Below are 18,930 nucleotides of genomic sequence, written 5' to 3'. Positions count from 1 at the left end.
GCGGTAGGAGTGGTCAGGAGATCGGGACACTGTTGGCTGCATGGAACCTTTGCCGGATGTCCCGGGCCTGCTCCGCGTTGGCCTTTTCCCACTGGTCTATTTCGGCGCGCCGCTCGTTCCGGACGGCGTCGCGGGCATCGGTGAATTTCTGCATCCGTTCGGCGGCGGCGTCGCGGGCAGCCTGCTGCGCGGGCGTCAGCTCCGGCAGCGGGAGTTCCTCTACCTGGTCACGGGGGCGCAGCGGCAGCCGGTCCTCCACGGCATCGATGTCCAGGACGGGAGAGGGGAGTGTCTGGTACCAGTAGGCGGTGGAAGACCAGTCATCGGAGAGGTGGTTGGCGTGGCCGTGCTCGAACGTGACCTTGATGCGCTTCTGGAACCGGATGGGATCGGTCATGTGGAAGCGGTAGCTGTGGTGGAAGCCCGGCACGTTTTCCTCATGGACCATGGTGCCGTTCATGAGGAAGGCGTTGTGCTGCATGCCCCAGGCATGGCCGAAATAGTCCTCCATGCCGGTGCCGTGCAGGCTGGGCGGCCAGGTGTCGTCATCGATGAAGATCATGTCATCGCCCTCGCCCCACCAGGAGCCCTGGAAGTGGCGCACGGCCAGGTTGCAGCCCACATAGTGGCCCTGGCCCTCGGTCTCCAGCACAACGTAGTTATCTTCCCCGGTGAGGTTGGGGATGGCCACTTCGATGCTATTGGTCTGCAAGTCCGGGCCCCAGCCGGCGTTGGGCTTTTGCCGGCGCCAGTGGGCGTGGAAGTACGCGGTGTCTTCCGGGAGGGGCTCGGTGTACAGCTCGTAGTCAATGTAGAAGTACTGCAGGTAGGGGATATCGTTCTGGTTTTCGACCGTGATCCGGGCCCGGGAGTTGAAGGGCATCTCGAAGTAGCTGTTGAAGGCCGCGCTGCCGCCGAAGGTGTTCACTTCAGGTTCTTTGGCGGAGACGGAGAGCGGCAGCGAGTCGTAGGAGCCGGAAAGTGAGTTGAGCAGCCCGAAGAAGTCGCCCAAGGGTGCGATGACACTCGGGGTTTCCTGGTCATCCCAGTACATTTTCAGGACGATCTTGCGGTAATAGTCCGGGTCCACCACTTCCCAGCTGACGCCAAGGGCGTTGTGGATTTCCAGCATGGGGACACCCACTAGTTCCGGTGAGATCTGGCCGGGACCGGGCTGGATGCGGCAGGACTGGGTCATCCAGATGTGGGTGATGGCGCCGGGGCCTTCGAGGTCCGCCAGGACGCGTTCCTCTCCGGGCATGATGATCCAGTTGTCCCGGTTACGGCCGGTCTGGTCCCAGCTGGAGGCTCGGGCGGTGCGGGCCGTGGAGAGCTTGGTCAGGCTTGAGAGCAGGCCGGAGCGCGACGATGTTGCCATGGTAGATGTACCTTTCGGGAAAGTTGTTTGGGTTAGCCCTTGACGGCTGACTGGGTGAGGCTGGCGATGATCCAGCGCTGGGCCACAAGGAAGACGATCAGTGCCGGGGCGATGGCGATGGTGGTCGCGGCCATCACCTGGGCCACGTTGCCGGCGCCGTAGGGACCCAGCATCAGGACCAGGCCCAGCGGGAGGGTGGCGGTGTCGGTGCTGTTGAGGAAGATGGACGGGGCGAAGTAGGCGTTCCAGCTGCCCAGGAAGGTGATGACGCCGAGGGTGCTGACCGCGTTTTTGGCCAGGGGAAGGGCGATCAGCCGGTAGGTCTGCCAGGCGGTTGCCCCGTCCATGCGGGCGGCGTCGATGATTTCCTGCGGCAGGCCCAGGAAGAACTGCCGCAGCAGGAAGACTCCCAGGGCGCCGGTGATGCCGGGCAGGATCAGGCTGAGCGGATTGTCCAGCAGGCCGAAGGTCCGCATGAGCAGGAACAGCGGAATGATGGTCACCTGCGCCGGCACCATCAGCGAGGACAGCAGGCCCACGAAGATCGAGTTGCGGCCCGGGAATTCCAGCTTGGCGAAAGCGTAGCCGGCCATCGGTGCGGTGATGATCATGCCGACGCTGACGGCAATCGCTATGACCGCGCTGTTGAACATGTTCCGCAGGATAGGCACTGGTCCGCTGACCGCTGCCGCATAATTTCCCCAGTCCCATTCGGTGGGCAGCCACTGCGGCGGCAGGTCGTAGGCGTGGCTGGCGTCCCGGAGGGACGTGGTGAACATCCACAGGAACGGGGCCACCATGCCGACGGCGCCCAGGACAAGCAGCCCGACGGAAATGGACTTCGCAACGCCGGCGCGCCGCCGCCGTCGTACGTCCTGTCCTGAAAGGGTGCGGGAGGGGAGGACGGCGTTACTCATTGTTCACCCATGATTTCCTGAGGCGGAACTGCACCATGGTCACCAGCATGATGATCAGGAACAGCGTCACCGCGATGGCTGAGGCGTAGCCCATGTCGAACTTGTTGAAGGCCACTTCGGCGATGTACATCACCACGCTGCGGCTGGCATCGCCGGGGCCGCCGCGGGTGAGCACGATGATCGATTCGTAAATTTGGAACGCGCCGATGATGGTGATGGTGATATTGAAGAACGTGGCCTGGCTGATCATCGGCAGCACAATGCGGCGGAAGATCTGCCACTCGTTGGCGCCGTCCATCCGGGCGGCCTCCACCATGTCCTTGGGGACTTCCTGCAGGGCGGCCACGAAGATCAGCATCGCGAAGCCGACGTTGCGCCACGTGTCCACGATGACCACCGACACTTTGGAGAACTCCGCGCTGTTGAGCCAGTCGATCCGTTCCCCGCCCATGGCCGTTAGGTAGTAGTTCAGGATGCCCGTGTCCTTCTGGAAGAGCGCCTGCCAGATGATGGACACGTACACCAGCGCCACCAGGTACGGGAAAAAGTAGGCGGAGCGGAACACGTAGGTCAGCGCCCGGGGGAGCCGCTGGTTGATCAGCACGGCGAACAGGAGCGCGAAGCCATTGATAAGGACGACGGCGGCGCCCACGTAGAGGACTGTGTTGCCGTACGTCGTGGCTAGCCGCTCATCCCGGAACATCCGTGCGTAGTTGTCCAGTCCGATGAACTTGGGTGCGGTGAGGATGTTGTACTTGGTGAGGCTGAGGTACAGGGCCGCGACGAGCGGGCCGAGGACGAAGACCAGGAAGCCGATCACGGTGGGTGCCGTAAACAGGTAGCCGGTGAGGGCTTCCCGACGGCGGGCGGCGCTTCGGTGCCCTGGGCGGTCTCCGCGTCCCGACGGGGGCGCGGGCGACAGTTCGGTTTGGGGGACAATTAGCGTCACTGCTGCAACGCCTCCTCAACATCCTTCTGGGCCTTCTGAAGGGAGGCGCCAATGTCCTGGCCGGACATGATCTCGTCCATGGCCCGCATAAACGCCGGATCCAGCACGTTGTAGGCACGCGGAGCCGCTACCGGCTTCGCGTAGGAAAGTGAGTTGTAGAACTCTTCGGCATGCTCGGGGGAAGCGAGGAAATCCGGGGATGAAGCGGCGGTCCTGGTGGACGGGACGGCGGCGCCGGCGTCGGCCCATTTCTTCTGGGTCTGCTGGTCGGTGAGCATCTTGATGAACTCCCAGGACAGCTCCTTGTTCTTGGACGCTTTGGAGACTGCGAAGGCGCCGGCGCCGAACACGGTGGACTTGGTGGTGCCCTTCGGCCACGGCAGGATGTCGTAGTCGCTGAAGCCTGCCTTTTCGAAGCCGCCGGTGACAAAGTGCCCCGCGCCGGTCATGGCCGCCTTGCCGGCGGGGAACAGCTGGTATGGGTCGGAGCCCTTCGGCTGCGGGGATACACCGTGCTTGGTGACGAGGTCCCGGACCCAGCCCACGGTTTCCTTGACCTTCTCGTCGGTGAGCTGGGCCTTCTCCAGATCATCGCTCATCACGGACGTGTCATTGGAGTACAGCCATGGGGTGATGCCAAAGGAGTAGTACGGCATGGCGAACCCGTATACCTTGTCGGCGCCTGAGCCGGTGGTCAGCTTCTTGGAGATCTCCAGGAAATCGTCCCAGGTCCAGTCGTCGCTGGGGCGTTCAATCCCGGCGGCCTCAAACATCTTGGTGTTGTAGTAGATCACCATGGTGTTGAACGTGTTGGGCATCAGATACGTGGAGCCGTCCTTGCTGAAGCCTTCGAGGAGCTTGGGATCGATGTCCTCGCGCAGGGACTTGGCCTCCGGATCGTTCTTGAGGAAGCCGTCCAGGGGTGTGAACAGCTCGTTGGCCAGGCCCAGCTCGACGCCCTCGGTGGCGATGTTGATGACATCCGGCGCTTGGCCGGCTGCTGCCTGCGTGACGAGCTTGTTGACGTACTCGGTCCAGGTGGTGATCGGCGTGAAATTGTTGTTCACCGTAACGTTGGGATACTTCTCCTTGAAGCGCTCGGCTACGCCGTCATAGACGGCTTTGTCGCCGGGATCGCCCCAGTTGGAAACGGAGATGCTGGCGGTGATGTCCTTGGCCGGAGCGGCGTAGGGACCGTCCGCCGCCGGCGTGGCTGCATCCGTGCCGCTGCCACAGGCTGTGAGGGCCAGCAGGGCAGCGGTTGCCGCTGTGGCCAGGGTCGTGCGGACTGTTTTTCTCATGGAATGCTCCTTTGCATGCTGCGCCCGGGGGAGGTGCGCTGGTGGGATGCGACGTTGGTTTGTATGGGGTTAGTCGGTGGAGCTGTTGCTGGTAGAGCGGCGGAACTCGATCCGGGACTCGAGCCGGAGGATAGTGGCGGGCGCAGCGGGGTTCTCGAGCCGCTGCAAAAGTAAACTCACCGCGCTCTCACCCAGCTGGAACGCGGGCTGGCGCACGGTGGTTATTTGTGGTTGGAACAGGTCCGAGTAGGTGAAGCCGTCGAACGTCGCGAAGGCCATGGAGCCAGGCACCCGGAGTCCTTCGTGCTGCACAGCCCGCAACGCACCTGCCGCCAGGAGGGTGCTGCAGGCGAGGATCGCCGTCGGACGTCCTGAGGCGGTGGCCAGCAGCGGCCGGACACGGTCGAACGTGGCTGCCGCAGTGACTGTGCCTTCGCAGAGAAGTTCGGGTGGTACTGCCATGCCTTTCGTGAGCATGGCGGCCCGGAAACCGTCATAGCGCTCGCGGAGCGAAGACACCCGCAGGTCCCCGGACACGAGTAGGATCCGCTCGTGGCCCTGGGACGTGAGGTGGTCAACCAGGGCTGCCATTGCGGCCTGGTTGTTGACGCCAACCTGGTCCACCTGCCCCTGGTCCCCGCCCAGGTCCGCCAGCCGGTCCAGCAGGACCAGCGGCTTCTTTTCCTTCCTGATCCGCTCCAGCAGTCCGGCGGTTGACCCCGCCACCCGCGCGAGGATGAGGCCATCGACCCGGCGGTCCAGGAGGGCTTCCACCGCTGCGCGCTCCCGGGCGGGATCTTCCGCCGAGTTGGCCAGCAGCAGGGAGAGGCCGTTGTGCGCAGCCGCCTCCTCCACGCCATGCACCATGTCTGCGAATGCCGGCTCACCGGCATCGGAGACCACCAGGCCGATGGAGTCGGTCCTGGCGCGGCGCATGGAGCGGGCCAGCACGTCACGCCGGTAGCCTGTGGCCTTCACAGCGCTCATTACACGCTCTTTGGTTTCCGGCTCGACGTGCCTGGTTTCGTTCAGGACGTGCGACACGGTGGACGTCGAGACGCCGGCAAGTGATGCGACATCGACCATGGTTGCCACTGTGACTCCTTCTAGCGAAACGATTGCGCGAACGTTTCGATACTAGAGACAAACGTTTCGATGTGCAATGGGTCACGTTGAAGTTCTTTGGACGGCGGTTTCCTGCGGGCGGACCGGGGTCCAGGTTCATGGCGGATTCCCGCCCACAGCGAAAGGTCCTCAAGCCGGTGTAGCCTACACAGGGACCAACCAGCCTGAGGGGGCAGAGCATGGATACACCCGGCTACTTCACCACCGCCTATCCCGGCGTCACACCCTTGACCCGCGGATGGAAGCTCATCATCGCGTTGGCCGCTGCGGTGGGCCTGGGTACCTGGGTGGGCCTGGCATTTCTCTGGTCCGCGCTTTTCCTCGCCCAGCCGGGAACACTTGATGTTCTGGAACGGGCACCGACCGATCAGGACGTGCTTGCGGGAGATTATTCGGACCTGGAGCAAGAGGTGTGGTTGGAGGATGTCCGGTACCTGGGTGAGTACAACAACAGCAACTACTTCGTGGCACCGGACCGGCTCGACAGTGCCGGCTTTTGTCTCATCACTGAGCGCGTCCTGGCGGACGGCGGATGGAACGCAAGCTGCGGGCAGCTTATCGACGGCCGGGATGCGCTCACCAGCCTTTCCGACGCGGAAGGCAGGCTGGTAGTCCTCGTTCCGGACCAGTTCGACCACCGGCCGCTGGAGGCTGACGGCTGGGTAACTGTCCACACCAACCTGCTGGTGGAAGTGAACGATGCGAGCGGTAGCCGGACCGGCTCAGAAGGTCCGGATGCGAAGTCCGTCAGCCTGGGCTAGGCGGGTGCTGGGCCGGTGGACGCCCGGTATTCGATCACGGGGGCGAGGCGGACGATGGCCGGTTCACGTGACTTGTCTGCGATCCGCTTGGCCAGGAGCTCGGCCGCCGTGGAGCCCACATCGAAAGCGGGCTGTCGGACCGTGGTGAGCTGGGGTTCGAACAGGTCCGCATAAGCGAAGCCGTCGAAGACTGCGAAGGCAATATCGTCGGGCATGCGGAGGCCACGCTGCTGGATCTGGCGGAGCGCAGCGGCGGCGAGCACCGTGCTGCAGGCTATGACGGCCGTTGGTGGCTTAGCCGCTCCCAAGGCCTTGCGGATTCCGGCGTCGGTCTCCTTGGAGTCGTGAGCTGCGACGGCCAGTTGCTTTGCCGCGGGGATGCCGGCGGCCGCCATGGCTTCGGTGAAGGCTTCGTGCCGCTCCCGCAGGGTGGCCACGCGGGTATCCCCGGCGATCAGCAGGATCCGTTCGTGGCCCTGGGCAGTGAGGTGCTGCACCAGTTCCCTGATGGGCTCGCGGTTTTCCACGCCCACCTGGTCGTAGGGGTCCTCGGACAGCCGGTCCATCAGCACCAGGGGAGTCTCATGGTTGGCAAACTCGCTGATGGCGTCCAGGCCGGAGCCTGCGACGCGGGCCAGGATGAGGCCGTCCACCCGGCGCTCCAGGAGTGCCTGGACGGCCCGCGCCTCGCGCTGCGGATCCTCGGCGGAATTGGCCAGCAGCAAGGTGACTCCCTGGCTGGCGGCTGTCTCCTCGACGCCCCGGATCATTTCCGCAAAAGCCGGCTCGCCGCCGTCGGACACTATGAGGCCGATGCTGTCAGTCCGGGACCGGCGCATGGCGCGGGCCAGCGCGTCCTGGCGGTAGGACGTTTCCTCGATGGCTTTGAGGACCTTCTGCCGGGTCTCGTCATTGACATTTCTGGTGCCGTTTAGGACGTGCGAGACGGTGGAGATGGACACGCCGGCAAGCTTGGCCACTTTTACCATCGTCGTCATTGTCGTCGTCCTCAGGGAATCCTTTACGCGAACGTTTCGCGCAGCCTCCGCCAGTTTACAGATGGGTGGCCGGCCGGTGCCGTGTCAGGTCTGGAAGTAGGTAGCAGTAAGTGCCGTTATCAGGGGCCATAACGACACATGCTGCTACTTAGTTTCTGGAACATTCCTTTGTTCGGGCTCCCATCAGCGGAGCGTGCCGGCTAAATGGATGTCAGCGGAAATTACTTAGCACAACCCCTTTACTCTCCCCGGACCCGTTATTAGAGTTCATAGTCCAGATGGACGCCGGGGGGGCGTCTGGAGAGGGGGCAGTGCATCAAGGCTGATATAAACCAGAAGACACATGACCACTACTGGGAAAGCCCCTCTTAGGAGGGGCTTTCTCCTTTCCAGGCAAGGGCATGGGTCGAGTTTCAGGCCCGGTGATGCACCTGATGTCCAACCGAAAAAATCGAGTAAACCGAGTAGTCGCTCTCAGGTAGCACGCGGAAAAACGAGTACCCGGTACTCATGACCGGCTGTGGCGCCCCTCATAGGGTGGACCGGACAGGGGGATGCGGGCGCCGCACAACGGTTTCGCTTGAGGTTCCCTGCCGGACCATGCATGGGAGGACAACTATGCAAGCGGGGATCTACATCCAGGGAAGCCACCCCGGCCGGAACCACAGCTGGGCCGTGTGGTGGACAGCCGCGGCTAAATGCACTGACTCCTTGTGGGGGAAGTGACAGCCGTGGATAGACGTCAGCGCCATGCGAGGACCCGGATCCTCGTCCTGCTAATAGCCATGTTCGCCCTTACCTGCGGCACCATCGGCGTTGCTTCCTATTCAGCGCCCACCCCGGACGTGGAAGCGAAGGGTCCGCCGTCCAGCCGGAGTGCTGATACGCCAAGTGCAGCACCTACCCAAAGTGAAAGTCCAGTGCCCACGCAAAATGCTGAAACGGCGACTACGGTACCCGCGGACCCGGTTCCCAGTGTTGCACAGCCAACTGTTGAAATCCCCGCTCCGGCACCAGAGCTTGTTCCTGAATCCGCGCCTTCCCCTATCTCCTTGACCCTGCCAGTGGGCGACCTGCCGGGGTGGAGGCAGGTCTTTGCGGAGGACTTCAGCGAGGGGGACGTCGGACTGGGCGCCTTTCCGGGCATCTACGGCGGACGGTGGAGCGCGAACTACTTCGACGGCACGCCGGATACTGCCGCGCAACTGCAGCCAAAGGGCGCCCGGACATCCGGGTACTTCCCGTCCAAAGTCTTGAGTGTCCATGACGGCGTCCTGGACATGTTCCTGCACTCCGAAAACGGGGTGGCGATGGGCGCTGCACCGTCCCCGATAGTTGGGGGAGCCGTCCGGCGGCCCTGGAACAGCCAGGTGTACGGGCGCTACTCCGTGCGCTTCAAAGCCGAGGTCCTGCCGGGATTCAAATTGGCCTGGCTGCTGTGGCCGGACAGCAAGCAGTGGCCACAGGACGGGGAGATCGATTTCCCGGAAGGGGACCTGGGGAAGGTCATCTACGGCGCGGTGCATGGCGTCCAGAATGGCATCCATGAGGTCGAAGTCCGCCGTCCCAACGTTCCTTATGGGGACTGGCACATAGCCACTACCGAGTGGGGCCCGGGCGGCATTGAGTTTTTCCTGGACGGGCGTTCCATCGGTGTTTCCTCTGCCTTCACCCCGAGCACGCCAATGCACTACATCCTGCAGACCGAATCCTGCTCGCCCGACTGCCCGGCGCCCGAAACCAGCGGTCATGTCTACGTTGACTGGGTCGCTATCTGGGAGAGGACCTAAATAGCTCAAGATTCCCGCCTCGGGAAGGTGAGCGTACGACGGCGGCCGCGCGCCGCCGTCGTACGCCTCACTAAGGGGGTGGTCACCCGGGCCCGGGTAACAGGTCTGGAGGGTTCCCGCCGGTAGTATGTGCCGGGTGACAAGGAACGGCGGGCGCCCCAGCATCAGCAAACAGGAGTGGATCAAGTACGCTGCGCTCTTTGTGCTGGCAGTGGCAGCCTTCGGGGTGGCGGCCATCGCCCTGATGGGTCCGCGCAACGTGGATGACGCTCTCCCGCCGGCGCCAAGCCTGCCGGCCGCCACGAGCAGCGTTACTCCGTCCGCCACCGCCGCTCCCACGGGGACGGCGACCGCCTCTCCTACGGCTACTGCCACCGCAACATCCCAGGCACCGGGAATCGAGCTGCCCGCCGAGCCCGTGGTGCTGATTCTTGGCGATTCCTACACAGCCGGCGTGGGTGCGGGCCGGCCGGACCAGGGGTGGGCCTACCTTGTTGCCGGGCAGCTCGGATATCCCACCAACATTGACGGGGTGGGCGGGACAGGGTTCGCCTGGGGCGGTGGCGCCCGGGACGATCAGGGCGGCGAGTACGAAGTCCGGTTGCGGAACATCGCGGCGGACCCCGCTTTTGTTCCCAATGTCCTTATTCTCCAGGGCGGCCAGAACGACTCCCAGATCACCAATCCGGACGAAGTCAAAGCTGCCGCCACGCAGACCATTGAAGCGGCGCGCAGGTTCTGGCCGGGCATCCAGGTGGTGGTGCTGGGACCGTCCGCACCGCAACCCCTCGCGGAGGACCTGCGTACCGTGAACAGCGCTGTCCGGGACGGTGCCGCGGCGGCCAGCGCTCCATTCATTGACGCCGTCGAGGCCGGGTGGTTCACCACCGCGAACAGCCCGAATTATGATGCCGACGGCGCCCACCCCAACACCGCCGGGCACGCCTACCTTGCCGGGAAGTTCCTGGAAGCCTGGAACCGACTGACTCAGTAAACGGGACTCCGCGTCCCGGCCAAGTGGTTGTCAGGGAAACATCACCTTAATGACACCTTGCCGCCATCTTGGGACGGAAAACTGGAGGTGGGGAGAAGTCTCGGCAACCGGAAAGGACAGTCATGGCAAGCAATGGCCGTGTGGTGGTGGAATCAACAGATGAACTCGCGTCAGGCGATGGCATCGAAGCGTTCCGCAAGGACACCCTGGTCCATCGAGGCCCCGTCACGGACACGATGCCGGAGTGCGGGCTGTTCTGGATCCTGGATACGGTGACCGGAGGCCGGCGGCTCCTGGATATGTCCGAACTCTCCATCTTCCGCCTCCCCTCGCCAACCGAGGAGCCGGCGCTTCCGGACTTCCTCCATGGCGGCCGCCGCCCGGAGGGTGGAACCGTGGCAACGTCCTACTGGCGCGACGCCACTCCGCTGGACTAGCCGTAACATATGTCCGCTTTCCGCCGCCTCTGAGCAGGGCGGAGAATCTCCATCGACTTTCCTTTGCCCAAGCCATTTACTGGCCCCGGTCCCTTGATTAGAGTCAGTTCTTGTCATAGTCCGGATGGGCGCCGGGGCGTCCGGGAAGGGGGAGTGCATCACCGCTGACCTACATCAGAAGACAATTGACCACTACGTTGAAAGCCCCTCCCAGGAGGGGCTTTCCCTTTGACTTCATCGAGGAGGCAGCAATGCTGGCGTGGACGACAATCTCTTATGGCGCAGCCCTGTCTGCGGTTGCTGGCCTGGTCTTTGTTTTTCTCCTGGGCCGTGAAAGGCGCCCCGGTACGTTAATGGCCGTGGCTGTTGGCGCCTTTGCCGGTCCCTTTGCCTGGAACGCCGTCCTGCGGGCGGTTGATGCTCCGCAGTTCTTCGTTGACGCGCCGCTTCCGGTGTTCCCCGTCAGCTGGCAGGATACGGGCTCGGGTGTCTTTGCCTTCGCCGTGCTGGCGCTGGTTTTGGGTATGGGCCCGCTTCGGTCAGCACCGGCCCAGCGTGTGATCCTCCTCGCCGGGCTTGGCTCCATCGCGGCGCTTGTGGTTGATGTCTTCCTGTACTGACAGCGCGGATGCGCAGGTCAGTCCCATCACGAGGTGGCCGCTGGACCGCCAACGGCGGAGGGCCCGCCCGGCCTTCTGACCGGACGGGCCGCTTTGGTTGCTAAGTGGTGCGGCCGCTTGCGGCCTTGGCGCGGCGGCCGATGAGGTAGGCGCCGGCGGCCACAAGGATCAGCAGGACCGCGCCGACCCCGATAAACAATCCTGTATTGTCCGGTGTCTGGGATGCGGCAGGAGTCGATGCCTGCGTCTCAGGCCCCTGTGGTTCCGTTGCCAGGGCCGCCGGCGTGGAGACCGACGGAGCCATAGCTGCCTCCGTGGATGCAGGGTCGCCGGCGAAAGTGAAGGTGAACTGTCCTTCGATCGGATGTCCATCGGCGGAAACGGCGCGCCATTGCACGGTGTGCTTACCTGGGTGATCGATATCGGCGGCGGTGGTCAACGTGGCACCGCTGACGCTGATGTCCCCGCTGCTGACGGTGTGCCCGTCCGGGGCGGTGACCTTGATGATGTTGGAGCCCTTGAGCTGGGTATTGGGCGGATTGTTCAGGGTGATGGAAACCCTGCCCGGGCTGGCGGTCAGGATCTGGCCATCGGAGGGGCTGGTGGAGGCCAAGGCATCGTGGGCGTGGGCGGGGGCGATTCCGGCGAGGGTGGAAAGGGCGAGTGCAGCAGTCATGGCACCGGTCCTGCGGGCACCGCGGAGTGAAAATTTCAAGGGGATGTCCTTTCGGGACAGCCTGGCACCGGGTTCCGGGCAGGCAAGAAGAAGTGTGGAAACGGGACGGGGCGGCGTCGGGCCAGCGTCAGGCGCTGGCGGGGCCGGGAGCACATGCCGGCGGGCCGCGCAGCAGCCGGGTCCTCAAGCTGGGGTGCAGCGGCGGAACGCAGGAGGTTGAAAGCGGCGTTGGCGCTGCCCATTGCGGGACCATTCGGCGGCGCAGTTCGATCGCTAGCGGCGCAAGCCATGCCAGCATGCGCCACAGCACTGTTTCACCACGGGCGAGCAGCAGGGCTGTGGCTGCCACAGCGAGGATGTGCGCAGCGGCCATGAGGGCGCCGGGCAGGGCAGGGATATGCAGGGCCAGGGCTCCGGACCCTGCCACCGCACAGTCCGGGAGGCTCTGGACCTGGTGATGGCCGTGCGCGGCGATCTCCGCGGGGTCGCAGTGGTAAACGGGTCCTGGCAGGGAGATGAAAGCGGCGTGCAGTGCCAGCTGCCCGGCGGCCAGGGCAGTGCTGATCGAGGCGAGGCTGAGCTGCCGACGGGCCAGCGCCGTGACCGGGAGCAGCACCAGAACTGCCAGGAGGCCGAGCACTGGGGCCGGTGGGAGCTGTCCTCCGCCTGCAGTGTGTGCGGCGGTCGCGAGGCCGAGGATCAGCCCACTGACGATGAGTGCGCGCGGGAGCGTCAGGGGTGCGTGCGCGGGCGGGACGCTGCCTTCCTGGTCCGGTGTCGCGCGCGGGCTCTGGGATGCGGGCATGGAATTAGTCGTGGGCAGGTTCGCCGGTGAGCTTGTGGTCGGCGTGATTGATCGTTTCCCGGATCAGCCTGATGAGGTGCCCGTCGTGCAGCGAGTAGATGACGTGCCTGCCATCCTTGCGGGTATCCACCAGGCCGCTAAGCCGCAGCTTGGCAAGGTGCTGGCTGACCACGGTCCGCGGCACGCCGGATGCGGTGGTGAGTTCAGTAACGGTCTTGGGACCGTCGGCGAGCTGCCATAAAAGGTGCAGGCGCGTGGGTTCGGCGAGCATCCGCAGCGTCCCCGCAGCTGATTCGAGCAGCTGCGGGCCCGGGGCTACGTTGTGGACGAGGGACGGCTTTTCAGGCGCGGGGCTGAGGCCGTGGTCCGGCTGGCTGCTCATTACCCTGCTCCAAACTCTCGATGGTCCCGGCGATCTGATTGCTCCCGGCTTCGCGGGTGTGCCGGGGCCAGGACAGGAAAGCTCCTGCAGCACCTATCATCGCAAGAACTGTCAAGGCGAGCGAAGCCGTGCCCAGCCCGGCCGCGGCCCCGGCGAGGCCGGCGAGCGGGTAGCTGATGATGTAGCAGGCATGGGAGAGGGAGAACTGGGCGGTGAACACGTAGGGCCGGGTCTCCTCGGTGGATGCTTCCCGCAGCAGCCGCGAGGACGGCGTCAGGATGGTTGAATTGCCGGCGCCGAGCAGGAACCACAGCCCGAGCAGCCACCACCAGGTGGAATCACCGGCGGGCAGGAACAGCAGGGCCGTTGCTCCAGCCAGGGCAGCCGGGATGAGGGTTGCGCCGGTCAGCATTACTACCCGGTCACCGAGGCGGTCCAGCAGCCGCGGAGCGCCCAGGGCCACCAGCATGGAGCCAATGCCAAAGCATGCCAGTGCCAGGGCCAGGTCGGTATTGGGGCGGTGCAGGACATCCCGGACCACCACGACGCTGTTGACCAGCACGAGCGCTGTCGGGGCGGACACCACCAGGTTCAGGGCCAGCAGGGACCGCAGCCGCCGGTTCCGCCAGAAGATCCGGGCGCCCAGCGTGGTCCGGTGCCACAACGACGACGGGGCGCCGGCCTGTGGGCCGGTGGCCGGCAGGGTGGTGAGGATGACCATGAGCGCGGAGAACAGGAACCCGCCTACGGTGCCGAGGAACAGGTTGTTGTAGCTGAGGACACTCAGCAGCAGGGCCGCGATCGCAGGTGACGCCAGCGATTCCAGGTCGTAGGCGAGCCGGGACAGCGACAGTGCCCGGGTGTAGTCCCTCTCGTCCTTCAGCACGGCCGGAATCAGGGATTGGAAGGCCGGGGTGAAGGTCGCCGAGGCGGTCTGCAGCAGGAAAATGACCACGTAGATCTGCCATGCCTCGGTGATGAACGGCAGACACAGCGCCATCGCCGCCCGGATCAGGTCGGCACCGATCAGCACCGGCTTCTTCGGCAACCTGGCCACCAGGGCATTGATCACCGGCGCGAACCCCACATACGCGAACATCTTGATCGTCAGTGCCGTGCCCATCACCGCACCGGCATCCTTGCCCGCCAGGTCAAAGGCCAGCAACCCCAAGGCCACCGTCAGCAAACCCGTGCCCAGCAAGGCCACCACCTGCGCGGCGAACAGTCGCCTGTACGTCACATCCCGCAAAACCGACAACATCACAAAGCCCCTCCAAGTGCATATGTGCACATACGTGCACTTAATGAGGTTATCCTAGAATGGCCTCGCTCCGCGACACTCCCGTTGAAAGGCTCTTCCGATGACCGCCCTGAACCTCCGTGGCCTCAATCTTGGGTGCTAGCGGCCGCAAGAGCGGGGCGGCCGGACCGGATTATCCGCCCCGGCAGCAGGGCGGCAGGGAGTCTTCCCAAGCGGCTAACACGAGTGCTGATATCCCGGGCCACGGCAGGTTCTACCTCACTGATGCGGCCCTCGAAATGATCGCGGTGTTCGGCGGAACGCTGCACTGCTACATGGGGCCCGGCGGATGCCGGAAGCAAGGCCTCTACTTCTCCCGGACCCTGCCCCGCAATCACCTCGCGTGCGAACTGCAGCCCGGGGATGCAGGTGACTTCGGCGCTGTGAGCTCGGGACTGGCAATCAGCGTCAGCAACGATCTTGCCCCTAAGGTGAATGGGGCCGTCCTGGACTTCGGGCTCTACAACAAGATGCAGCGTTTCGTCTGGCTGTCACTGCCGGCCGTGAAAGGGCCGCAATGCACCTGCCTTCGCTCCACGGGGATTCCAGCCGGCAAGCGCTCCGCGTGCCTTGATGATGCGGGAACCGGCCTGACCGATCTTTAGTAAACGAAGTGCTGTAACTCCTGTGGCCCTTTACAAGCCGTGGTCGGGACCCGGCACGGGCGCTGGAAGAAGCCAGGACAGGGCCTCATTGCGGGAGGTGAAAAACCGGGTGGGACACGGGAGGGTGCGCCGTGCCATGGCGAAGTTGGCAATGACACGGTTAACCGGGCTCGAGCCAAGCAGGGCAATTCGTGAAGCTGCACACTTGTGGCTGAAGACGGATTTGGCCTGACGGGTCACAGCCTGAGTGTTCGTTATGTCGATCAACATCGGGTACTCGCCACCCTCGGCAAGCTCATTAAGCTGTGCCATCGCCGCGTGTACATCGGCGGCCACCAGTACGGTTCCCGGCTTCCACACGAGGTGGAAAACCCCGTCGTCACCGAGTTCCAACGTGCCCTTGCCGCCGTCAACAGTGATTGGCTTCATCTTTTACTCTCCCCCCAGAGTCTGTGTAGCCCAGCCTAACTGCCCGCTTCAATGTTCGCAGCGAAACGACACGTCCGCGGTAGCGGTAACGGTTTTCCTAGGAAGCGGCGGGGCGATGTGTGGCGGCAAGTGCGGCCAGGTCGAGGATCAGCCGCCGCACCTCATGCTCCCGGCTCCTGAAAGGCCGGCTCTGTTGCGCGGCACGGGGTCTTTCCAGGCGTGTCTTGGGCGGAGCGGGGATGGGGGATGCCCTTGGCGGCTCCACTGTCTGAGCTTCTTGTCCCGCGAGCGGAGTATCCGAGGCCATCCCGTCCCCCTTGACGTAGTAGTTCCTGCTGCGCTTAGAGCCACTCTAGGAAGCCAAGTCAGTTGGCGGAAGCGCATAAGTCCATCATCGGGATTTATTGTGTCGATCTTGAGCTTCCCTTGGGGGTATGCATCTGCCCGGTCCTGAAAAACATGCAGTTGTGCAATCTTTGCAGTTATGCAAAAATAAACGCATGCCCCCCACTTCTTCCCCCTCCCTTCGTGAGCGCAAAAAGGTCGAAACCTGGACTGCCATCCATGAAGCCGCAGCCTCGCTGGCACAGCAGCGCGGCCTGGAGCACGCCACTGTCGAGGCCATCGCGGAGAGCGCGGGGGTCTCGCCCCGGACATTCTTCAACTATTTCCAGTCGAAAGAGGACGCCGTGCTCGGCCTCCACGAGCCGGTCCTGGACGCGGCTGAGGCGGCGAAACTGGGCGGGGCACAAGACTTCCTGGAGCAGGTCACCCTGCTGCTGGTCGCCGTCGCCCGTTCCTCCATCCGGGACACGGACAACGCCCGGCGCCGGCTCATCCTGAAGCGGCACCCGCACCTGTTTGCGCGGCAGATGGAGTACATGGCCAAGGCCGAAGCCCTGGTGTGCCAGGCCGTGGCCGGCCACTTCAGCCGTGACCCGGACTGGGCCGCAGGTGCTGAAGGCTTCAGCCCGGAGGAAACCGCGCGGATGACCGTGATGCTCGCGGCAGTCCCCGCCAAGTTCCGGGCAAAATCCACCGATTTCGATCCCGCCACCGGGCTCACTCCCAAAGACCTAGCGCCCGCGGTGGCGCTCTTCCACCACTTGCAAAGGAAACTCTCATGACCACGGCCCCTCCGCCGGAAACGGCGCAGGCCCCGCAGAAGCAGCACATGGTGCTGCTTTTTGTGGGCCTGATGCTCTCCATGCTGCTCTCCGCCCTCAACCAGACCGTCCTGAGCACCGCGCTGCCCACCATCGTGGGCGAACTCCACGGCGTCAGCGACATGCTCTGGGTGATCACCGCGTTTATCCTCACCTCCACCATCAGCATGCCCATCTACGGCAAGCTCGGTGACCTGATGGGGCGCAAATCACTCCTGATCGCGGCCATCCTGCTGTTTATGATCGGCTCCGTGGTGGGTGCGCTCGCCAACGACATGGGCGTGCTGATCATCGCCCGCGTCATCCAGGGCCTGGGCGGCGGTGGCCTGATGATCCTCTCGCAGGCGGTCATCGCCGACGTGGTCCCGGCCCGGGAACGCGGCAAATACATGGGCATGATGGGCGGCGTCTTCGCCATCGCCTCCGTGGCCGGCCCGCTCCTGGGCGGCTGGTTCACTGAAGGTCCGGGCTGGCGCTGGGTCTTCTGGATCAACATCCCGCTGGGACTGCTGGCCCTGGCCGGCGCCGTGTTCTTCCTCAAACTGCCCAAGCACTCCGGCAAGCCCAAACTGGACCTTGGCGGGATGGTGCTGATGGCCATCGCCACCACCTGCCTGGTGCTGTTCGCTACGTGGGGCGGCAGCAAGTACGAATGGTCCGATCCCATCATCATCGGCCTGATCGCCGGCACCGTGGCCAGCGCCGTGGCGTTCGTCCTGGTGGAGCGGCGCACGGCTGAGCCCATCATTCCGCTGCACCTGTTCAAGGACCTCAACTTCAACCTTTCCACGTTCGCCGGCCTGCTGATCGGCGTGGCCATGTTCGGCGCCATCGGCTACCTGCCCACCTACTTGCAGATGGCCTTCAGCGTGAACGCCACCGAATCCGGCCTGCTGATGATCCCCATGATGGGTGCCCTGCTGGTGGCCTCCGTGGGATCCGGCCAGCTGGTCAGCCGGACCGGCCGGTACAAGTGGATGCCCATCGCCGGTTCCCTGCTGGTGGCGGTGGCCCTGGTGCTGCTCTCCACCCTCAAACCCGGCCAGCCGCTCTGGGAGATCTGCGCCTATCTGGCCGTGATGGGCCTGGGGCTGGGCCTGAGCATGCAGATCCTGGTGCTGGTGGTCCAGAACTCCTTCGCCCTGCGCGAGGTGGGCACCGCGACGGCGTCGAACAACTTCTTCCGCCAGATCGGCGCCACCCTGGGTTCAGCGGTGGTGGGTAGCCTGTTCGCCAGCCGCCTGGCCGAACTCCTCACCGAGCGCATGCCGGCCTCCGCATCCGGCGGCAACGCCCGCGGCGGATCGAACTCGCTCACCCCCGCGCTGGTCAACCAGCTGCCGGCGGAGATCCGGGAGCTGATCATCTCCTCCTACAACGACGCCCTGACCCCCATCTTCATCTGGATGGTCCCGCTGGCGCTGATTGCCGCCGTCGTGCTGCTTTTCGTCAAGGAGAAGCCGCTGGCCACGGCCGTGGAGCACGACGTCCTCTCCGAGTCCATCAGCGACGGCAACATCCTCATAGCGGCCGACGACGAGTCCCCGGCTGTATCCCGCTAGGCTGCGGTTTCCGCGGCGCCCGCGTACGGACGAGGGCCGCGGTTCCCAGCGCCAGGCCCAGGATGCCGGTGCCCAGCCCGGCCAGGCCAAGGGTGTTGTCCGCGGCGGGTGACACCTCCGTGGTTGCTGACAGCCCTGCTGGTTCAGCCGGGGCCGCGGGGCCGTGGCCGTCCTGGGCTGCTGTGGTGACAAACGAGGGCGCCGGGTGCTTCGGTTCCTCCTGGCCGGGGGTTGCCGGATCTGCCCAGTCCACCACCGTTCCGTCCGAGTACCACTGGGTTGCAGGCAGGGCCACGGTGGTTCCGGCCGCGGGAAGCCGGCCCACCGAGATCGAAAAGCTCTGGTATTCGCGCCGGCCCAGCTGGTGGGCCGCGTCCGCTGTCCAGGTGACGGCGGAGGCCGCCTTGGAGATGGTGGCACCCTCGATGGTCACGGGGGAGGGCAGTGCGGCCTCGGTGATCTCTGCGGTCCAGCCCTCCATGGGTTTGACGGACACCGAGGTGAACGGTGTCCCGGTGGGCAGCGCCACCGCAATCCTGGTGGTTTTGGCCGTGGCCGACTCGTTGGGCACCTTGAATGTCAGCTGTGAGTAGCCGCCGGCAGCGGGCGACGACGGATCCACACTGACGTGCGCGAAGGACGGGCCTGCGCCGGCCAGCAGGAGTCCGGCTGCCGCGGTGAAGGCGGCAGCGGTGCTCGCGGCCGTGCGGTGGCGTGCAGTTGTCATGGGGAGGT

The 18,930-nt window shown here is 64.7% G+C and carries 20 protein-coding genes; 8 read left to right on the top strand and 12 right to left on the bottom strand.

Annotation, left to right across the window (positions count from 1 at the left end):
• Window positions 1-13 precede the first annotated feature (13 nt).
• From BMX78_RS03660 to BMX78_RS03640, 5 genes are all read right to left on the bottom strand, one after another.
• A complete protein-coding gene (locus BMX78_RS03660; RefSeq protein ID WP_091416521.1) occupies window positions 14-1,378 on the bottom strand; it encodes a glycoside hydrolase family 172 protein in 1,365 nt (454 codons plus the stop codon).
• A 32-nt stretch (window positions 1,379-1,410) separates the two neighbouring features.
• Window positions 1,411-2,295 carry a carbohydrate ABC transporter permease gene (locus BMX78_RS03655; RefSeq protein ID WP_091416518.1) on the bottom strand — a complete coding sequence of 295 codons (885 nt, stop codon included), beginning with the start codon at window positions 2,293-2,295 and terminating at the stop codon, window positions 1,411-1,413.
• Window positions 2,288-3,244 (bottom strand): carbohydrate ABC transporter permease, encoded by a 957-nt coding sequence (locus BMX78_RS03650; protein WP_139204864.1) that lies wholly within the window; start codon window positions 3,242-3,244, stop codon window positions 2,288-2,290. Before BMX78_RS03650 ends, BMX78_RS03655 begins: the two co-directional genes overlap by 8 nt.
• A complete protein-coding gene (locus tag BMX78_RS03645) occupies window positions 3,241-4,545 on the bottom strand; it encodes an ABC transporter substrate-binding protein (RefSeq protein WP_091416512.1) in 1,305 nt (434 codons plus the stop codon). The genes BMX78_RS03650 and BMX78_RS03645 overlap by 4 nt, the downstream gene beginning before the upstream one ends.
• A gap of 69 nt (window positions 4,546-4,614) precedes the next feature.
• Window positions 4,615-5,631 (bottom strand): LacI family DNA-binding transcriptional regulator, encoded by a 1,017-nt coding sequence (locus BMX78_RS03640; RefSeq protein ID WP_286138788.1) that lies wholly within the window; start codon window positions 5,629-5,631, stop codon window positions 4,615-4,617.
• A gap of 218 nt (window positions 5,632-5,849) precedes the next feature.
• Here BMX78_RS03640 and BMX78_RS03635 point away from each other — a divergent pair, with 218 nt between their 5' ends.
• Window positions 5,850-6,431: a hypothetical protein gene (locus BMX78_RS03635; RefSeq protein WP_091416505.1), complete on the top strand. Its 582-nt coding sequence runs from the start codon at window positions 5,850-5,852 to the stop codon at window positions 6,429-6,431.
• Here the strand turns inward: BMX78_RS03635 and BMX78_RS03630 are convergent.
• A complete protein-coding gene (locus BMX78_RS03630) occupies window positions 6,428-7,429 on the bottom strand; it encodes a LacI family DNA-binding transcriptional regulator (RefSeq protein WP_091416502.1) in 1,002 nt (333 codons plus the stop codon). The genes BMX78_RS03635 and BMX78_RS03630 overlap by 4 nt on opposite strands.
• 1,052 nt (window positions 7,430-8,481) lie before the next feature.
• Here BMX78_RS03630 and BMX78_RS03625 point away from each other — a divergent pair.
• The 4 genes from BMX78_RS03625 to BMX78_RS03610 all read left to right on the top strand — a co-directional run bounded on the left by BMX78_RS03625 (window position 8,482) and on the right by BMX78_RS03610 (window position 11,270).
• Window positions 8,482-9,219 carry a glycoside hydrolase family 16 protein gene (locus BMX78_RS03625; protein WP_286138763.1) on the top strand — a complete coding sequence of 246 codons (738 nt, stop codon included), beginning with the start codon at window positions 8,482-8,484 and terminating at the stop codon, window positions 9,217-9,219.
• A gap of 127 nt (window positions 9,220-9,346) precedes the next feature.
• Window positions 9,347-10,213: an SGNH/GDSL hydrolase family protein gene (locus tag BMX78_RS03620; RefSeq protein ID WP_091416498.1), complete on the top strand. Its 867-nt coding sequence runs from the start codon at window positions 9,347-9,349 to the stop codon at window positions 10,211-10,213.
• 122 nt (window positions 10,214-10,335) lie between these two features.
• Window positions 10,336-10,650: a hypothetical protein gene (locus tag BMX78_RS03615; protein ID WP_091416495.1), complete on the top strand. Its 315-nt coding sequence runs from the start codon at window positions 10,336-10,338 to the stop codon at window positions 10,648-10,650.
• 353 nt (window positions 10,651-11,003) lie between these two features.
• On the top strand, window positions 11,004-11,270 hold the full coding sequence (locus BMX78_RS03610) for a hypothetical protein (protein ID WP_211482542.1): 267 nt from the start codon (window positions 11,004-11,006) through the stop codon (window positions 11,268-11,270).
• Between the two features lie 100 nt (window positions 11,271-11,370).
• Here the strand turns inward: BMX78_RS03610 and BMX78_RS03605 are convergent, their stop codons facing one another.
• The 4 genes from BMX78_RS03605 to BMX78_RS03590 form a co-directional block, all read right to left on the bottom strand.
• On the bottom strand, window positions 11,371-11,985 hold the full coding sequence (locus BMX78_RS03605; RefSeq protein ID WP_091416489.1) for a copper resistance CopC family protein: 615 nt from the start codon (window positions 11,983-11,985) through the stop codon (window positions 11,371-11,373).
• An 88-nt stretch (window positions 11,986-12,073) separates the two neighbouring features.
• Window positions 12,074-12,751, bottom strand: coding sequence for a hypothetical protein (locus tag BMX78_RS03600; RefSeq protein ID WP_091416487.1), 678 nt, complete (start codon window positions 12,749-12,751; stop codon window positions 12,074-12,076).
• Window positions 12,752-12,755: 4 nt separating this feature from the next.
• Window positions 12,756-13,133, bottom strand: coding sequence for an ArsR/SmtB family transcription factor (locus BMX78_RS03595; protein WP_091416484.1), 378 nt, complete (start codon window positions 13,131-13,133; stop codon window positions 12,756-12,758).
• Complete coding sequence (locus BMX78_RS03590; protein WP_091416482.1) at window positions 13,093-14,394, bottom strand: MFS transporter; 1,302 nt, start codon at window positions 14,392-14,394, stop codon at window positions 13,093-13,095. Before BMX78_RS03590 ends, BMX78_RS03595 begins: the two co-directional genes overlap by 41 nt.
• Window positions 14,395-14,525: 131 nt before the next feature.
• On the opposite strand from BMX78_RS03590, the gene BMX78_RS03585 reads away from it, so the two are divergent.
• Entirely contained in the window at window positions 14,526-15,038 is a 513-nt protein-coding gene (locus tag BMX78_RS03585; protein WP_286138762.1) for a peptidase, read from the top strand.
• 30 nt (window positions 15,039-15,068) lie between these two features.
• On the opposite strand, the gene BMX78_RS03580 is transcribed toward BMX78_RS03585, so the two are convergent.
• Complete coding sequence (locus tag BMX78_RS03580) at window positions 15,069-15,467, bottom strand: DUF7793 family protein (RefSeq protein WP_091416479.1); 399 nt, start codon at window positions 15,465-15,467, stop codon at window positions 15,069-15,071.
• 500 nt (window positions 15,468-15,967) lie between these two features.
• On the opposite strand from BMX78_RS03580, the gene BMX78_RS03575 reads away from it, so the two are divergent.
• Both BMX78_RS03575 and BMX78_RS03570 read left to right on the top strand, forming a co-directional pair.
• Window positions 15,968-16,594 carry a TetR/AcrR family transcriptional regulator gene (locus BMX78_RS03575; RefSeq protein ID WP_091416477.1) on the top strand — a complete coding sequence of 209 codons (627 nt, stop codon included), beginning with the start codon at window positions 15,968-15,970 and terminating at the stop codon, window positions 16,592-16,594.
• Window positions 16,591-18,195, top strand: a complete 1,605-nt coding sequence (locus BMX78_RS03570) for an MDR family MFS transporter (RefSeq protein ID WP_091416474.1) — start codon at window positions 16,591-16,593, stop codon at window positions 18,193-18,195. Before BMX78_RS03575 ends, BMX78_RS03570 begins: the two co-directional genes overlap by 4 nt.
• Here the strand turns inward: BMX78_RS03570 and BMX78_RS03565 are convergent.
• The gene (locus tag BMX78_RS03565) at window positions 18,155-18,922 is read right to left on the bottom strand and encodes a YcnI family copper-binding membrane protein (RefSeq protein WP_091416471.1); all 768 of its coding nucleotides are present in this window, start codon (window positions 18,920-18,922) and stop codon (window positions 18,155-18,157) included. The genes BMX78_RS03570 and BMX78_RS03565 overlap by 41 nt on opposite strands.
• Window positions 18,923-18,930 lie beyond the last annotated feature (8 nt).

It is taken from the genome of Arthrobacter sp. OV608 (assembly GCA_900110595.1).
Taxonomy (GTDB): Bacteria; Actinomycetota; Actinomycetes; order Actinomycetales; family Micrococcaceae; genus Arthrobacter.
The sequence above is the reverse complement of the archived record's forward strand: the minus strand, read 5'-3'. Positions and strand labels throughout refer to the sequence as shown.

What these genes read in the sequence shown, in the direction of transcription:
- BMX78_RS03635 (WP_091416505.1), top strand. Translation starts at nt 5,850, where the DNA reads ATGGATACACCCGGCTACTTCACCACCGCCTATCCCGGCGTCACACCC.
- BMX78_RS03615 (WP_091416495.1), top strand. Translation starts at nt 10,336, where the DNA reads ATGGCAAGCAATGGCCGTGTGGTGGTGGAATCAACAGATGAACTCGCG.
- BMX78_RS03580 (WP_091416479.1), bottom strand. Translation starts at nt 15,467, where the DNA reads ATGAAGCCAATCACTGTTGACGGCGGCAAGGGCACGTTGGAACTCGGT.
- BMX78_RS03600 (WP_091416487.1), bottom strand. Translation starts at nt 12,751, where the DNA reads ATGCCCGCATCCCAGAGCCCGCGCGCGACACCGGACCAGGAAGGCAGC.
- BMX78_RS03640 (WP_286138788.1), bottom strand. Translation starts at nt 5,631, where the DNA reads ATGGTCGATGTCGCATCACTTGCCGGCGTCTCGACGTCCACCGTGTCG.
- BMX78_RS03565 (WP_091416471.1), bottom strand. Translation starts at nt 18,922, where the DNA reads ATGACAACTGCACGCCACCGCACGGCCGCGAGCACCGCTGCCGCCTTC.
- BMX78_RS03595 (WP_091416484.1), bottom strand. Translation starts at nt 13,133, where the DNA reads ATGAGCAGCCAGCCGGACCACGGCCTCAGCCCCGCGCCTGAAAAGCCG.
- BMX78_RS03630 (WP_091416502.1), bottom strand. Translation starts at nt 7,429, where the DNA reads ATGACGACGATGGTAAAAGTGGCCAAGCTTGCCGGCGTGTCCATCTCC.
- BMX78_RS03575 (WP_091416477.1), top strand. Translation starts at nt 15,968, where the DNA reads ATGCCCCCCACTTCTTCCCCCTCCCTTCGTGAGCGCAAAAAGGTCGAA.
- BMX78_RS03610 (WP_211482542.1), top strand. Translation starts at nt 11,004, where the DNA reads ATGGCCGTGGCTGTTGGCGCCTTTGCCGGTCCCTTTGCCTGGAACGCC.
- BMX78_RS03590 (WP_091416482.1), bottom strand. Translation starts at nt 14,394, where the DNA reads ATGTTGTCGGTTTTGCGGGATGTGACGTACAGGCGACTGTTCGCCGCG.
- BMX78_RS03620 (WP_091416498.1), top strand. Translation starts at nt 9,347, where the DNA reads ATGTGCCGGGTGACAAGGAACGGCGGGCGCCCCAGCATCAGCAAACAG.
- BMX78_RS03570 (WP_091416474.1), top strand. Translation starts at nt 16,591, where the DNA reads ATGACCACGGCCCCTCCGCCGGAAACGGCGCAGGCCCCGCAGAAGCAG.
- BMX78_RS03660 (WP_091416521.1), bottom strand. Translation starts at nt 1,378, where the DNA reads ATGGCAACATCGTCGCGCTCCGGCCTGCTCTCAAGCCTGACCAAGCTC.
- BMX78_RS03655 (WP_091416518.1), bottom strand. Translation starts at nt 2,295, where the DNA reads ATGAGTAACGCCGTCCTCCCCTCCCGCACCCTTTCAGGACAGGACGTA.
- BMX78_RS03645 (WP_091416512.1), bottom strand. Translation starts at nt 4,545, where the DNA reads ATGAGAAAAACAGTCCGCACGACCCTGGCCACAGCGGCAACCGCTGCC.